This is a genomic window from Acidovorax sp. HDW3, assembly GCF_011303755.1.
GTDB lineage: Bacteria > Pseudomonadota > Gammaproteobacteria > Burkholderiales > Burkholderiaceae_C > Paenacidovorax.
In genome coordinates, this window is the sequence record NZ_CP049885.1 from 2839909 (window position 1) to 2853620 (window position 13712).

Genomic DNA, 13712 nt, shown 5'->3' on the forward strand with positions numbered 1-13712 from the left:
GCACCCAGCGCTGGTATGGTGCAGCGCTGAAAGGATGTCTGCATGAACGAATGGTGGGATTTGTGGGCGCAGTGGCTGCGCCCTTCAGCCGGGTTGCCCACGGTGCAATGGTCTTTGCTGCTGGCGTGTGCCGCGCTGGTCGGGCACCTGCTGCAGCGCTACAGCGGTTTGCCCAAAATCGTCGGCTATTCCCTGGTTGGCACCCTGGCGGGCTGGGCGGGGTTTGGCGGTGTGCTCTGGCCGCTGCAGGGCATGGGCTTGTTTTTGCTCGAATTCGGGGTTTCGCTGGTGCTGTTCGATGCCGGCGGGCGCATTGCCCTGCGCTGGTTTCGCCACAACCCCATGGTGCTGGTGCAAAGCCTGCTGGAGGCGGCACTGAGCGCGCTGCTGGTGTACCAGTTGCTGCTGTGGCTGGGCCAGAGCGTGCCGGTGGCCGCAGCGCTGGCGGTGGTGGCCATGGCCGCCTCGCCCACCGTGCTCACCCGCGTGGTGCACGAGTGCCACGCCGGGGGGCCGGTGACGGAGCGCGCCATCACCTTGTCCACCCTGTCCACGCTCTACGCCCTGGCCCTGGCCACCGCCGGCGCGGCCTGGGTGCGCCGCCCCGATGCCAGTGCACTGGACGCCCTGGCAGCGGTGCTGGTGGTGCTGGGCGTGTCGATCGCCAGCGCCCTGACTCTGGCCGTGCTGCTGCGCGCCGCCCTGCGCTTAATGAGCCCAGGCAGCGAAAGCGGGGCGCTGTTTCTGCTGAGCCTGGTGGCGGCCCTGTCGGCCCTGGCTGCGCACCTGGGGGGCTCGGCGCCGCTGGCGGCTTTGCTCGCCGGCATGATCGTCAAGCACCGCTGGCCACGCCCCTGGGCCTGGCAGCGCCAGCTCGGGCCCGTGCTGTCGCTGGTGACCATGCTCATGTTCGTGCTCGTCTCCTGCGTGGCCGCGCAGGCGCCGTGGAGCATGGCGGTGGCGACCCTGGTACTGGCACTGCTGGGCGCAAGGCTGCTGGCCAAGGCCTGCGGCGTGGGGCTGGGCCATATCGGCAGCGGCACCAGTGCGCGCCAGGCGCTGTGGCTGGGGGCGGCCATGACGCCGCTATCGGCGGTGGCGCTGCTCATCGCCTCGCAGCTGGTGCTGGCGCTGCCCGAGAGTGGGCCGGCGCTGGCAGCCATCGCCTTGCCCGCGATTTTGTTGATGGAACTGGTCGGGGCCGTGCTCGTGACCTGGGCCCTGTACCGTGCCGGCGAGGGCATCTGGCCCTGGGGGCGCACGCAACGCCAGACGAAAGGCAACGCACCATGAGCCTGGAACCTTTTCACGCCTCCGAGGCGTTGTCGCTCGGGGTCGAGCTGGAACTGCAGCTGCTCAACACCCACGACTACGACCTGGCGCCCTACGCCGCCGACATGCTGCGCCTGATGCAGAAAATCCCCCTGCCCGGCAGCGTCGTGCCGGAGATGACGAACAGCATGATCGAAGTCTCCACCGGCATCTGCCACAGCAGCGCCGAGGTGCTGGCGCAGCTCACGCCGATTCGCGACGCGCTGGTGGCCTGCGCCGACAAGCTCAACATCGCGGTCGCCGGCGGCGGCACCCACCCCTTCCAGCAGTGGCACGAGCGGCGCATCTACGACAAGCCGCGCTTTCAGGAGCTGTCGCAGCTCTACGGCTACCTGTCCAAGCAGTTCACCATCTTCGGCCAGCACGTGCACATCGGCTGCCCGAGCGCGGACGAGGCGCTGCTCATGCTGCACCGCATGAGCCGCTTCATTCCGCACTGCATCGCGCTGTCGGCGTCGAGCCCCTTCGTGCAGGGGCAGGACACGCAGTTCGACTCGGCGCGGCTCAATTCGGTGTTTGCCTTCCCGCTGTCAGGCCGCGCGCCCTGCCTGCTCACCTGGGACGAATTTGGCCAGTACTTCGAGAAAATGACACGCACCGGCGTCGTCAAGAGCATGAAGGATTTTTACTGGGACATCCGCCCCAAGCCCGAGTTCGGCACCATCGAGATCCGCGTCTTCGACACGCCGCTGTCGATCGAGCGCGCCGCCGCCCTGGCCGGCTTCGTGCAGGCGCTGGCAGCCTGGTTCCTGGCCGAGCAGCCCTTTGTGCCGCAGGAGGACGACTACCTCGTCTACACCTACAACCGTTTCCAGGCCTGCCGTTTCGGGCTCGATGCGGTCTACGTCGATCCCGCCAGCGGAGCGCACCTGCCGCTGCGCGAGCACCTGCTGCACACCTTGGAGCGCATTGCCGTGCACGGCAGCGCCTACGGCACCCAGGCGGCGCTCGACCACCTGGCGCGCGAGGTGGCGCAGGGCCAGAACGACGCCCGCTGGCTGCGCCAGCGCCAGCAGCACGAGCAGCAGCTCGCCGAGGTCAGCCGCCAGGCGGCGCTGCGCTTTCGGGGCCAGGCGGTGGGCTAGGCGGTGGGGCTAATTTTTGCGCTGCACCGCCAGCGCCTGGCCGCCGCTGGCGAGGCCGGAGACGCGGCCATCGGCGTAGCGCACCAGGTTCACCTTGCTGTCCTTGCAGCCCTGCTGCATGACGGAGAACAGCACCGTCAGGCTGATCTCCTGGCTGCCCACCAGGTCGTAGCGCACCGGCACCTCGCGGCTGCTGCAGGGGTCGTCCTTGGGCGCGTTCAGCGTCTTCCAGTAGCCGCCCTTGTCGGTCAAATCCAGGTCGGCCTGCTGCGCCCCGGCCGAGCCCGTCCAGCCGACGCTCCACTGGCCGACGAACGGGTTCTTGCCCTCGGCCCAGCTGGCGCCGGGCAGGGCGAGCAGGGCCAGGCAGGATGCGCTGGCCGCTGCGGCGGCAATGCGTGCAAGAGGGATGGCCATACAACCTCCAGAAAAAACGGTGGCAGAAGGTTTTCAATATCCTGCTTTTGCCGCGCGGCAACAAGGGGGCGGACGATAGCCTATGCTTGCCGCCATGGGAGAGTTTGACCTGATTGCACGCTATTTCACCCGCCCCGTCCCCACCGGCGGCGCGGTGGCGCTGGGCGTGGGCGACGATTGCGCGCTGCTCACGCCCCGGCCGGGGATGCAGCTGGCGGTCTCAAGCGACATGCTGGTGGCCGGGCGGCATTTTTTTGCCGACACCGACCCCGAGGGCCTGGGCCACAAGGCGCTGGCCGTGAACCTGTCGGACCTGGCCGCCTGCGGCGCGCGGCCGCTGGCCTTCACCCTGGCGCTGGCGCTGCCGGCGCTGGACGCGCCCTGGCTGGCGGCGTTCGCGCGCGGCCTGCTGGCGCTGGCCGACGCCCATGGCTGCACCTTGATGGGCGGCGACACCACGCGCGGGCCGCTCAACCTGTGCATCACCGTCTTTGGCGAAGTGCCCGCCGGCCAGGCCCTGCTGCGCAGCGGCGCGGCCGCTGGCGACGACATCTGGGTCAGCGGCCAGCTCGGCGACGCCCGCCTGGCGCTGCTGGCGCTGCAGGGCGAGATCAAGCTGCCGCCCACGGCCCTGGCCGCCGCGCGCCTGCGCCTGGAGCGGCCAACGCCGCGCGTGGCCCTGGGGCAGGTGCTGCGCGGCGTCGCCAGCGCCGCGCTGGACGTGAGCGACGGCCTGCTCGGCGACCTCAACCACCTGCTGCGCGCCAGCGGCGTGGGGGCCGACATCGATCTCACACAAACATCAAAATTGATAGCTGCTCACGCTTTATTTACGGGCGCTAGCGCCTGTTTTGACTCTGATTTGCGGCAACAATGCACCCTCGCCGGCGGCGACGACTACGAGCTGGTTTTTACCGCCCCGGCAGCGCAGCGCAGCGCCGTGCTGCAGGCGGGCGCCGACTGCGGCGTGGCCGTCACCCGCATTGGCACCACCAGCGCCCAGCCCGGCCTGCGCCTGTGGGATGCGCAGGGCCAGCTGCAGCCGCTGCGCCACGCCTCGTTTGACCATTTCGCCCCATGACACTGCCTGCATCGCCCCCACCCGGGGCCGCCCCCCGACGCGCCGACCGCGCCTTTCTTTTCTCCCACCCGGCGCACCTCATCGCCCTGGGCTTTGGCAGCGGCCTGGCGCCCAAGGCGCCGGGCACTTTTGGCACGCTCTGGGGCTGGGCCAGTTTTTTGCTGCTGCAAGAGCTGCTCTGGCCTGCGGGCATCGGCCTGCTGCTGCTGGCATCGACCGCCATCGGCTGGTGGGCCTGCACGCTCACAGCGCGCCACCTGGGCGTATCCGACCCGGGCTGCGTCGTCTGGGACGAGGTCGTCGCCTTCTGGCTGGTGCTGTGGCTGGCCATGCCCATGGGCTGGTGGGCTCAGCTGGCGGCCTTTGCCCTGTTTCGCTTCTTCGACGCCGCCAAGCCCGGCCCGGTGCGCTGGGCCGACCAGTCCTTCAAGGGCTTTGGCTGGCGCGGCGGCTGGGGCATTTTGTTTGACGACTTCGTCGCCGCCTTCTGCACCCTGCTGGTGCTGGCGCTGTGGCGTTTTTGGGTGGCATGATGCTCTCTTTTCAGGAGCTACTCACGCTGGATGGACAAGCGCTAGAGGCCGTTTTGGCTGATATTTCCAGCACCTTGCAGGCACGCGGCTGGATGCTGGCGAGCGCCGAGAGCTGCACCGGCGGCCTGATCGCCGCCGCCTGCACCGAGCTGGCGGGATCGAGCCTGTGGTTCGAGCGTGGCTTCGTCAGCTACGCCAACGCCGCCAAGAGCGAGCTGCTGGGCGTGCCGCCGGCGCTCATCGCCGCCGAGGGCGCCGTCAGCGAGGCCGTGGCGCGCGCCATGGCCGAGGGCGCGCTGGCGCATTCGCCGGCCCAGGTCAGCCTGGCGGTGACGGGCATTGCCGGCCCCGGCGGCGCCACGCCGGACAAGCCCGTGGGCCTGGTGTGGTTCGCCTGGTGCGTGGCCGGGCGCACGCACAGCGAAAGCCGCCAGTTCAGCGGCAGCCGCGCCCAGGTGCGGGCGCAGACGCTGGGGCACAGCCTGCAGCGCCTGCACGCGCTATTGCAGGCGGCTTAATTTTCAAAATTCCAGGTTGTCGATCAGCCGCGTGCTGCCCAGGCGGGCGGCAGCCAGCGCCACCAAGGTGCCGGCCTGCAGCGCGCCGCTGGGCGGCTGCAGGTTGCTGCGCTGGCGCACGGTGAGGTAGTCCGGCTGCCAGCCCTGGCGCTGCAGCGCTGCCAGCGCCTGGGCTTCGGCCTGGGCCAGGTCGGCGCCGGGTTGCAGCGCCTGCGCCGCCAGCGCCTGCAGCGCCTGGCGCAGCTGCACCGCCTGGGCGCGCTCAGCTGCGCCGAGGTAGCCGTTGCGCGAGCTCAGGGCCAGGCCGTCATCGGCGCGGCAGATGTCGCCGGCGACGATCTGCACCGGCAGCGCGAACTGCGCCGCCATGCGCCGCAGCACCATCAGCTGCTGGTAGTCCTTCTTGCCGAACACGGCCACGCCCGGGCCGCCGGCAAAGACACAGGCAAAGAGCTTCATCACCACGGTGCACACGCCGGTGAAGAAGCCGGGGCGGAAATGCCCTTCCAGGATGTCGGCCAGCTGCGGGTCGGGCTGCAGCTTGAAGGTCTGCGGCTCGGGGTAGAGGTCTTTTTCGCTGGGCGCAAAGAGCACGTCGCAGCCGGCGGCGGCGAGCTTGTCGGCATCGTCCTGCAGGGTGCGCGGATAGCTGTCGAAGTCTTCGTGCGGCAGGAACTGCAGCCGGTTGACGAAGATGCTGGCGACCATGACGTCGCCCAGGGGCTTGGCCTGGCGCACCAGGGCCAGGTGGCCGGCGTGCAGATTGCCCATGGTGGGCACGAAAGCGGGGCGACCGCGCCCGGCCAGGGCGGCGCGCAGGTCGGCGATGGTGTGAACGATTTGCATGGGAAAAACCAACGAACAAAAATTACCAGGCGTGCACGGCGTCGTCCGGGAAGCTGCCGTTCTTCACGGCCTGCACGTAGGCCGCCATGGCGCCCTTGACGCTGCCCGCGTCCTGCATGAAGTTGTGCACGAAGCGCGGCATTTTGCCCAGGTTCATGCCCAGCATGTCGTGCAGCACCAGCACCTGGCCGGCCGTGCCCTGGCCGGCGCCGATGCCGATGGTGTGGCAGTGCACCAGCTCCTGCGTGAGCTGGGCCGACAGGGCGGCGGGCACCATCTCCAGCACCAGCATGGCGGCGCCGGCGTCTTGCAATTGCAGCGCATGGCGGCGCAGCTCGGCGGCGGCAGCGTCGCCCTTGCCCTGCACACGGTAGCCGCCCAGGGCGTGCACGGTCTGCGGCGTCAGGCCCAGGTGGGCACAAACGGGGATGCCGCGCTCGACCAGGAACTGCACCGTCGGCGCCGTCCAGCCGCCGCCTTCGAGCTTGACCATGTGCGCGCCCGCCTGCATCAGGCGGGTGGCGCTGCGCAGGGCCTGTTCGCGCGACTCGTGGTAGCTGCCAAAGGGCAGGTCGGCCACGATCCAGGCCGTGCCCTGCACGCGGCGCACGCCGCGCGCCACGCTCTCGGTGTGGTAGGCCATGGTGTCGAGCGACACGCCGACGGTGCTGGGCAGGCCCTGGCAGACCATGCCCAGCGAGTCGCCAACGAGGATGGTTTCCACGCCCGCCGCATCGGCCACGGCGGCAAAGGTGGCGTCGTAGGCGGTGAGCATGGTGATTTTTTCGCCTGCCGCGCGCATCTGCGCCAGGCGCGGCAGGCTGATGGGGCGGCGCTGGGGCAGCGGCGAGGCGGGGGGCAAGGTGCCGTAGGGCGTGCCCGGCTGGGCGGTGGTGCTGGTCATGGCGAAAGGGGTACTGAAGGCAATGGGCGCGAGTCTATGCCATGCGGCTATCCTTATGCCCCCCATGAAAAACCCCTGTGAAACCGTGATGACTCCTCCATCCATCGCCGCCCAGGTGCACCAAGACGTTGCGCGGGCCCTGCAAGAAGACCTGGGCAGCGGCGACCTGACCGCCGCCCTGGTGCCCGCCGCGCGCCGCGCCAAGGCGCGCATCCTGGCGCGCGAAGCCGCCGTGATCTGCGGCGCCCCCTGGGCCGAGGCGGCGCTGCGCGCGCTCGACCCCGCCGTGCAACTGACCTGGCATGTGGCCGAGGGCCAGCGCTGCGCTGCCGACCAGGTGGTGCTGGAGATCGAGGGCGAGGCGCGCGCCCTGCTCTCGGCCGAGCGCACGGCGCTGAATTTTTTGCAGCTTTTGTCCGCCGTGGCGACCAAGACGGCCACCTACGTGGAGGCGGTCAAGGGCACGCGCGCGGCCATCGTCGATACGCGCAAGACCATCCCCGGCCTGCGCCTGGCGCAAAAGTACGCCGTGGGCGTGGGCGGCGGCGTGAACCACCGCATTGGCCTGTTTGACGCCGTGCTCATCAAGGAAAACCACATCGCCGCCGCCGGTGGCGTGGCCGCCGTGCTGCGCGCCACCGAGGCCGTGGCGGCGCAGGCAGCGTTCATCGAGATCGAGGTCGAAACCCTGGCGCAGCTGCGCGAGGCGCTGGACGCCGGCGCCAAGATGGTGCTGCTCGACAACATGCCCCTGCCGACGCTGCGCGAGGCGGTGCAGCTCAACGCCGGGCGTGCCATTTTGGAAATTTCCGGCGGCGTGACGCTCGACGGCCTGCGCGCCCTGGCCGAAACCGGGGTCGATCGCATCTCGATCGGCGGCCTTACCAAGGACGTGAAGGCGACCGACTTCTCCATGCGCATCCAGGAGCTGGCATGAACACCGTCGCCATCAAGCAAGTCGAGTACGAGCAGCCCGAGGCCGGCGCCGTCTGCTCTACCCGCCACGCCTGGGCACGCGTGCCGCCCGAGCCCTCGCCCAGCGAGCGCGCGCAGCTCAAAGACAAAATCCGCCGCCTGCTCAAAGAGAAAAACGCCGTCATGGTGTCGCACTACTACGTGCACCCCGATCTGCAGGATTTGGCCGAGGAAACCGGCGGCATCGTCAGCGATTCGCTGGAGATGGCGCGCTTTGGCCGCGACCATGCGGCGCAAACGCTGGTGGTCAGCGGCGTGAAGTTCATGGGCGAGACGGCCAAAATTTTGAGCCCGGAAAAAACCGTGCTCATGCCCGACCTGGACGCGACCTGCTCGCTCGATTTGGGCTGCCCCGCACCCGAGTTCAGCGCCTTTTGCGACGCGCACCCCGATCGCACCGTGGTGGTCTATGCCAACACCAGCGCCGCCGTGAAGGCGCGTGCCGACTGGCTGGTGACGTCGAGCTGCGCGCTCGACATCGTGCGCGCCCTCAAAGACGCAGGGCAAAAAATCCTCTGGGCGCCCGACCGCCACCTGGGCAGCTACATCCAGCAGCAAACCGGCGCCGACATGGTGTTCTGGAGTGGCGCCTGCATCGTGCACGACGAGTTCAAGGCGTTTGAGCTCGAAGACTTGAAGCGCGCACACCCCCAGGCCAAGGTGCTGGTGCATCCGGAGAGCCCCGCCGAGGTCATCGCCCTGGCCGACGCCGTGGGCTCGACCAGCGCCATCCTGAAGGCCGCGCGCGAGCTCGATGCGCGCGAGTTCATCGTCGCCACCGACAACGGCATGATGCACAAGCTGCGCCAGCTCAACCCCGGCAAGGTGTTCTACGAAGCGCCCACCGCCGGCAACAGCGCCACCTGCAAGAGCTGCGCGCACTGCCCCTGGATGGCGATGAACGGCCTGGCCGACGTGGCGCGGGTGCTGGAGACGGGCGCCAACGCCATCGACGTCGATGCCGCCCTGATCCCACGCGCACGCCAGCCCATTGACCGCATGTTGGCCTTTACCGCTGCGCTCAAGAGCGGGCAGGCCCCGGGCAGCCTGGTGGCGCACCTGGGCGCGGCCTGAAACCCAGGGGCCATGCCCGGCCCGGGATAATCCCGGGCCATCATGCATCGGCCCCTTCGCTTTCTTCCCCTTGCCACCGCCTTGCTGGCCGCCCTGGCCGGCCCCGCCCATGCCGGCCAGCCCCTGCGCCTGAGCACTGAACTGGCGCCCGCCACGCGCCCCTTCAGCGCCCCCGCGCCCTTGGCGCAGGCGCTGCGCCACAAAATGCAGGCGCCGTTGGTGCGCGAGCTGCAAATTCGCCTGCGCCACGCCAAATACCTGGCGCAGTACGACGCCCACGAGCGCTTCGATGGCCGTACGCGCGAAGCGCTGCGCAAGTTCCAGAAAGACCAGGAGCTGCCCGTGACCGGCGTGCTCGACCAGGGCAGCTGGAACGCGCTGCGCGCCGTCTCGCACGAGCCCACGGCGGCAGAGCTCACCAACACCGACGTCGGCCCCTGGTTCGTCAACCCGGGGCAGCTCGGTTATGTGCTCGAACTGCAGCACCGCCTGCGCCAGACAGGGCACTACACAGGCGCGCTCGACGGCGCCCTGAGCCCGGCCACGCGCACCGCCATTGCCGCGTTTCGCACCAGCGTTGGCCTGCCGGCGAGCTCCGTCATGGACGAGCGCACCTGGGCGCGCTTGCTGCCGCGCTCGCGCAGCCCGCGCTACGCGCAGCTGTTCAACGCCCCGCCCGAGAGCGACGAGACGCAGATCCTGGACCCGCGCTGCGAGCAAGGCAAGGTGGTGTGCATCTCGCGGGCGCAGAAAAAAATGTCGCTGGTGGTCGATGGGCGCATTCTGTTCACCCGCGCCGCACGCTTTGCCCGCCCCGGCTGGGAAAGCCCCGAGGGCGCATACCGCATCTGGTACATGAACCGGGACACCATCTCCACCATCTTTGGCGAGCGCACGCCCATGCCCTACGCCATCTTCTACGACGGCAACGTTGCCATCCATTTTTCTGACGATTTCGACCAGATCGGCTACGAAGGCGGCTCGCACGGCTGCAGCCAGCTGCGCGACTACCAGGTGGCCCACTGGCTGTACGAGCAGGTGAAGGTGGGCGACAAGGTGGTGGTCTATTAAGGCTGCAATGGGGGCTGCGACAATCCGCGCATGACTACCTCCTTCGCCCCCCTGCAAAACGACACCTTTTTGCGTGCCTGCCGCCGCCAGGCCACCGACTACACCCCGCTGTGGCTCATGCGCCAAGCCGGGCGCTACCTGCCCGAGTACAAGGCCACGCGCGCGCGCGCCGGCAGCTTCATGGGGCTGGCAACCAACGTCGATTACGCCACCGAAGTCACGCTCCAGCCGCTCGACCGCTTCCCGCTCGACGCCGCCATTTTGTTCAGCGACATCCTCACCGTGCCCGACGCCATGGGCCTGGGCCTGTCGTTCGCCCAGGGTGAGGGCCCGCGCTTTGCCCAGGTGGTGCGCGATGAGGCCGCCGTCAACGCCCTGGCCGTGCCCGACATGGACAAGCTGCGCTACGTGTTCGACGCCGTCACCAGCATCCGCAAGGCTTTGAATGGCCGCGTGCCGCTGATTGGTTTCTCGGGCAGCCCCTGGACGCTGGCCTGCTACATGGTCGAAGGCGGCGGCAGCGACGACTACCGCCTGGTCAAGAGCCTGATGTACAGCCGCCCCGATTTGATGCACCGCATCCTGGCCGTGAACGCCGACGCCGTGGCGCAGTACCTGAACGCGCAAATCGACGCCGGCGCGCAGGCGGTGATGGTTTTTGACAGCTGGGGCGGCGTGCTCGCCGACGGCATGTTCCAGCAGTTCAGCCTGGAATACACGCGCCGCGTGCTGGCGCAATTGAAGCGCACCGGCGTCGATGGCCAGGACGTGCCGCGCATCGTCTTCACCAAGGGCGGCGGCATCTGGCTGCAGGACATGGGGCAGCTCGACTGCGAGGTGCTGGGGCTCGATTGGACGGCCAACCTCGGCCAGGCGCGCGCCATCGTCGGCGGCAGCGTGGGCGGCCCGGGCAAGGCGCTGCAGGGCAATATCGACCCCAACGTGCTCTTTGCCCCGCCCGAGATGGTGGCCGCGCAGGCGCGCGCCGTGCTCGACAGCTTTGGCAAGCCGCACACCGACCGCACCACCTGCGGGCCGACGCACATTTTCAACCTCGGCCACGGCATCAGCCAATACACGCCGCCCGAGCATGTGGCGGCGCTGGTCGAAGCCGTGCACAGCCATTCGCGCGCCCTGCGCCAAGGCTGATCCAGCGCAAACTCTGCGCTAAGTGCTTGATTTTTCGTCCCGCCCCAGCCCCTGCCCGTTTTGCGGGCAATCTGGCCAAAGCCGCGCCAGACAAGGGCTGCGCGGCGGTTGCACAGGCATATCAACAAAGTTATCCACAGATTTTGGGGGCAGCGGTGGAAAACACCAAAAATCAAGTACTTGGCGCGCAATGCCAAAGCGGCGCCCCTGCTTTCAAGGGAAAACCCTAGCATATTCCAGACGCCACAAAACCTTGACGGGGGCCAGAAAATGCAGTTATGCACAAAAACCATAGCCCCATACACCCCCTCTAGGTACTGGCCGCAACCCCGGCACAACGACACAAGCCATTGATTTATAAAGACAAATAGGATTTTTCAGGCACCCGCCGCCGCCTTTGTTGACAGCTTGTACCGCCTTGCCGACAAATTCCCCACAAAGTTATCCACAAAAACACCCCGCCGCCCCACTGCGTCCAGCCCTGGCGCACGGTTTCGGGCCTGAGCAGCCCCGCTGGGCGCCGTTTTTGCCCCTCCCTCCCCCATGTTTATCCACACGCTGCAGGTTGTCGTTCCCACCCCCGCGCACAGCAGCGTGGCCGGGCCGCTGAGCTACCAGCATGACCAGGCCCTGGCGCCCGGCACCCTGGTGCGCGTGCCCCTGGGCCAGCGCGAGGTGCTGGGGCTGGTGTGGGACGCAGCGCCCGCCGCCGATCCCGCCCCCACGGCAGCGCTGCGCCCGGTGCACAGCGTGCTCGACGGCCTGGCGCCGCTGGGCCCGCACTGGCGCGCGCTGGTCGCCTTCACCGCCCGCTACTACCAGCGCAGCCTGGGCGAGGTGGCGCTGGCGGCGCTGCCGCCGCAGCTGCGCGAATTGAGCGCCGAGCAGCTCGCGCGCCGCCTGCGGCGGGTGAGCTCCGCCCCTGACGCGCCGGCAAACGCTACACAAACGATAGCGCTTAGCGCTGAACAGGAGCGCGCTACAGCCCAAATCGATGCCCAAAAAGGGCCGTTTTTGCTCTTCGGCAGCACCGGCAGCGGCAAGACCGAGGTGTATCTGCACTGCGCCGCCCGCGCCCTGGCCGCCGACCCGGCCGCGCAGGTGCTGGTGCTGGTGCCGGAGATCAACCTCACGCCGCAGCTGCAGGAACGCTTTGGCGCCCGCTTTGCGCCGCAATACGGCGCGCAGGCCGTGGTCAGCCTGCACAGCGGCATGACCAACCCGCAGCGCCTGGCGGCCTGGCTGGCGGTGCACAGCGGGCGCGCGCGCATCGTGCTGGGCACGCGCATGGCGATTTTTGCCAGCCTGCCGGCTCTGGCGCTGATCGTCGTCGATGAAGAGCACGACGCCAGCTACAAGCAGCAAGAGGGCGCACGCTACTCGGCACGCGACCTGGCGCTGTGGCGTGGCCGGGCAGAGGGGGCGAAGGTGATTTTGGGCAGCGCCACGCCGTCGCTCGAGAGCTGGCACGCCAGCAGCCCCGAGGTCGGGCGCTACCAGCGGCTGGACATGCCCAGCCGCATCGGCTCGGCCCAGGGCGCGGGGCAGCTCGCGCGCCTGCGCCTGGTCGATATGGCGCAGCAGCCGCGCGGCGCAGTGTTTGCGCCGCCGCTCTTGGCCGCCATCACCGCGCGCGTGCAGCGCGGCGAGCAATGCCTGGTGCTGCTCAACCGCCGGGGCTTTGCCCCGGTGCTGCACTGCCACGCCTGCGGCTGGAAGAGCGACTGCCCGGCCTGCAGCGCGCACCAGGTGTTCCACAAAAGCGACCGCAGCCTGCGCTGCCACCACTGCGGCGCAGCGCAGCGCGTGCCGCACGCCTGCCCGGCCTGCGGCAACCTCGACATTGCCCCCGTGGGGCGCGGCACCGAGCAGCTCGAAGAGCAGCTGGCGCAGCTGCTGCGCAACGTCATCACCCCTGCGGGCCGCGCCGCGCGCGTGGCCCGCATCGACGCCGACAGCACCCGCGCCCAGGGCGCACTGCAAGCGCAATTGGCGCAGGTGCACGCTGGCGAGGTGGACGTGCTGGTGGGCACGCAGATGGTGGCCAAGGGGCACGACTTTCGGCGCATCACCCTGGTGGCTGCGGTGCAGCCCGACAGCGCGCTGTTCACGAGCGACTTTCGCGCCCCCGAACGCCTGTTTGCGCTCTTGCTGCAGGCCGCCGGGCGCGCCGGGCGCGACGCCGCCTACCTCGCCACCCAGGGGCACGCGCCCGAGATGTGGGTGCAGACCTGGCACCCCGAGCACCCGCTGTTTGCCGCCCTGCGCCGCCACGACTGGCCGGCCTTTGCCGCGCAGCAGCTCGCCGAGCGCCGCGCCGCCGCCATGCCGCCCTTTGCCTACCAGGCGCTGGTGCGCGCCGATGCACGCACGCAGGAGGCGGCGCAGGCGTTCTTGCAGGGCGCCGCCGAGGCCGCACGCACGGCGCAGCTGCCGGGGCTGGAGCAGGTCTTCATCTACCCGCCGGTGCCGCTGGCGGTGCAGCGCGTGGCCCACGTGGAGCGCGCGCAAATGCTCGTCGAAAGCGCCGAGCGCCCGGCGCTGCAGCGCTTTCTGGCCGCCTGGCAGCCGCTGCTGCACGCCGAACGTGCGCGCCACAAGGGGCTGCAGCGCTGGCTGGTGGACGTCGATCCGCAGGGCATCTAAGTACAGACACGAACGCGGGTTTGCCCCAATGCCAAACCCAGGGCCTTGGGGCATCTTCCAGCCCCTCGGTCCACAAGACCG

13 protein-coding genes are annotated in these 13712 nt (G+C 69.3%); 10 read left to right on the forward strand and 3 right to left on the reverse strand.

What is annotated here, in order from left to right; translation table 11 throughout:
• Positions 1–42 precede the first annotated feature (42 nt).
• Together G7045_RS13145 and G7045_RS13150 are read left to right on the forward strand one after the other, a co-directional pair.
• Entirely contained in the window at positions 43–1293 is a 1251-nt protein-coding gene (locus G7045_RS13145) for a cation:proton antiporter (RefSeq protein ID WP_166160040.1), read from the forward strand.
• Complete coding sequence (locus G7045_RS13150; RefSeq protein WP_166160041.1) at positions 1290–2417, forward strand: YbdK family carboxylate-amine ligase; 1128 nt, start codon at positions 1290–1292, stop codon at positions 2415–2417. Before G7045_RS13145 ends, G7045_RS13150 begins: the two co-directional genes overlap by 4 nt.
• A 9-nt stretch (positions 2418–2426) precedes the next feature.
• Here G7045_RS13150 and G7045_RS13155 read toward each other — a convergent pair whose 3' ends face one another.
• On the reverse strand, positions 2427–2834 hold the full coding sequence (locus G7045_RS13155; protein ID WP_166160042.1) for a hypothetical protein: 408 nt from the start codon (positions 2832–2834) through the stop codon (positions 2427–2429).
• A 94-nt stretch (positions 2835–2928) separates the two neighbouring features.
• Here G7045_RS13155 and thiL point away from each other — a divergent pair, with 94 nt between their 5' ends.
• Genes thiL through G7045_RS13170 form a run of 3 tightly spaced genes read left to right on the forward strand, consistent with a single transcriptional unit; the run spans position 2929 to position 4966 of the window.
• Positions 2929–3915, forward strand: coding sequence for a thiamine-phosphate kinase (thiL, locus tag G7045_RS13160; protein ID WP_166160468.1), 987 nt, complete (start codon positions 2929–2931; stop codon positions 3913–3915).
• Positions 3912–4448 (forward strand): phosphatidylglycerophosphatase A, encoded by a 537-nt coding sequence (locus tag G7045_RS13165; protein ID WP_166160043.1) that lies wholly within the window; start codon positions 3912–3914, stop codon positions 4446–4448. The genes thiL and G7045_RS13165 overlap by 4 nt, the downstream gene beginning before the upstream one ends.
• Positions 4445–4966 (forward strand): CinA family protein, encoded by a 522-nt coding sequence (locus tag G7045_RS13170; protein WP_166160044.1) that lies wholly within the window; start codon positions 4445–4447, stop codon positions 4964–4966. Before G7045_RS13165 ends, G7045_RS13170 begins: the two co-directional genes overlap by 4 nt.
• A 3-nt stretch (positions 4967–4969) precedes the next feature.
• Here the strand turns inward: G7045_RS13170 and panC are convergent, their stop codons facing one another.
• Positions 4970–5812 (reverse strand): pantoate--beta-alanine ligase, encoded by an 843-nt coding sequence (gene panC, locus G7045_RS13175; protein WP_166160045.1) that lies wholly within the window; start codon positions 5810–5812, stop codon positions 4970–4972.
• A gap of 22 nt (positions 5813–5834) precedes the next feature.
• A complete protein-coding gene (panB, locus tag G7045_RS13180; protein WP_166160046.1) occupies positions 5835–6716 on the reverse strand; it encodes a 3-methyl-2-oxobutanoate hydroxymethyltransferase in 882 nt (293 codons plus the stop codon).
• A gap of 64 nt (positions 6717–6780) precedes the next feature.
• Here panB and nadC point away from each other — a divergent pair, with 64 nt between their 5' ends.
• The 5 genes from nadC (at position 6781) to priA (ending at position 13631) form a co-directional block, all read left to right on the forward strand.
• Positions 6781–7653 carry a carboxylating nicotinate-nucleotide diphosphorylase gene (gene nadC, locus G7045_RS13185; protein WP_240919231.1) on the forward strand — a complete coding sequence of 291 codons (873 nt, stop codon included), beginning with the start codon at positions 6781–6783 and terminating at the stop codon, positions 7651–7653.
• Positions 7650–8765 (forward strand): quinolinate synthase NadA, encoded by a 1116-nt coding sequence (gene nadA / locus G7045_RS13190; protein ID WP_166160048.1) that lies wholly within the window; start codon positions 7650–7652, stop codon positions 8763–8765. Before nadC ends, nadA begins: the two co-directional genes overlap by 4 nt.
• Positions 8766–8807: 42 nt before the next feature.
• A complete protein-coding gene (locus G7045_RS13195; RefSeq protein WP_166160049.1) occupies positions 8808–9836 on the forward strand; it encodes a peptidoglycan-binding protein in 1029 nt (342 codons plus the stop codon).
• Between the two features lie 30 nt (positions 9837–9866).
• Complete coding sequence (hemE, locus tag G7045_RS13200; protein WP_166160050.1) at positions 9867–10985, forward strand: uroporphyrinogen decarboxylase; 1119 nt, start codon at positions 9867–9869, stop codon at positions 10983–10985.
• Positions 10986–11528: 543 nt separating this feature from the next.
• Positions 11529–13631: a primosomal protein N' gene (gene priA / locus G7045_RS13205; RefSeq protein ID WP_166160051.1), complete on the forward strand. Its 2103-nt coding sequence runs from the start codon at positions 11529–11531 to the stop codon at positions 13629–13631.
• The last annotated feature ends 81 nt before the right edge of the window (positions 13632–13712 follow it).

What these genes read in the sequence shown, in the direction of transcription:
- panB (WP_166160046.1), bottom strand. Translation starts at nt 6,716, where the DNA reads ATGACCAGCACCACCGCCCAGCCGGGCACGCCCTACGGCACCTTGCCC.
- priA (WP_166160051.1), top strand. Translation starts at nt 11,529, where the DNA reads ATGTTTATCCACACGCTGCAGGTTGTCGTTCCCACCCCCGCGCACAGC.
- thiL (WP_166160468.1), top strand. Translation starts at nt 2,929, where the DNA reads ATGGGAGAGTTTGACCTGATTGCACGCTATTTCACCCGCCCCGTCCCC.
- G7045_RS13170 (WP_166160044.1), top strand. Translation starts at nt 4,445, where the DNA reads ATGATGCTCTCTTTTCAGGAGCTACTCACGCTGGATGGACAAGCGCTA.
- G7045_RS13195 (WP_166160049.1), top strand. Translation starts at nt 8,808, where the DNA reads ATGCATCGGCCCCTTCGCTTTCTTCCCCTTGCCACCGCCTTGCTGGCC.
- G7045_RS13150 (WP_166160041.1), top strand. Translation starts at nt 1,290, where the DNA reads ATGAGCCTGGAACCTTTTCACGCCTCCGAGGCGTTGTCGCTCGGGGTC.
- G7045_RS13155 (WP_166160042.1), bottom strand. Translation starts at nt 2,834, where the DNA reads ATGGCCATCCCTCTTGCACGCATTGCCGCCGCAGCGGCCAGCGCATCC.
- nadA (WP_166160048.1), top strand. Translation starts at nt 7,650, where the DNA reads ATGAACACCGTCGCCATCAAGCAAGTCGAGTACGAGCAGCCCGAGGCC.
- nadC (WP_240919231.1), top strand. Translation starts at nt 6,781, where the DNA reads ATGAAAAACCCCTGTGAAACCGTGATGACTCCTCCATCCATCGCCGCC.
- G7045_RS13165 (WP_166160043.1), top strand. Translation starts at nt 3,912, where the DNA reads ATGACACTGCCTGCATCGCCCCCACCCGGGGCCGCCCCCCGACGCGCC.
- G7045_RS13145 (WP_166160040.1), top strand. Translation starts at nt 43, where the DNA reads ATGAACGAATGGTGGGATTTGTGGGCGCAGTGGCTGCGCCCTTCAGCC.
- panC (WP_166160045.1), bottom strand. Translation starts at nt 5,812, where the DNA reads ATGCAAATCGTTCACACCATCGCCGACCTGCGCGCCGCCCTGGCCGGG.
- hemE (WP_166160050.1), top strand. Translation starts at nt 9,867, where the DNA reads ATGACTACCTCCTTCGCCCCCCTGCAAAACGACACCTTTTTGCGTGCC.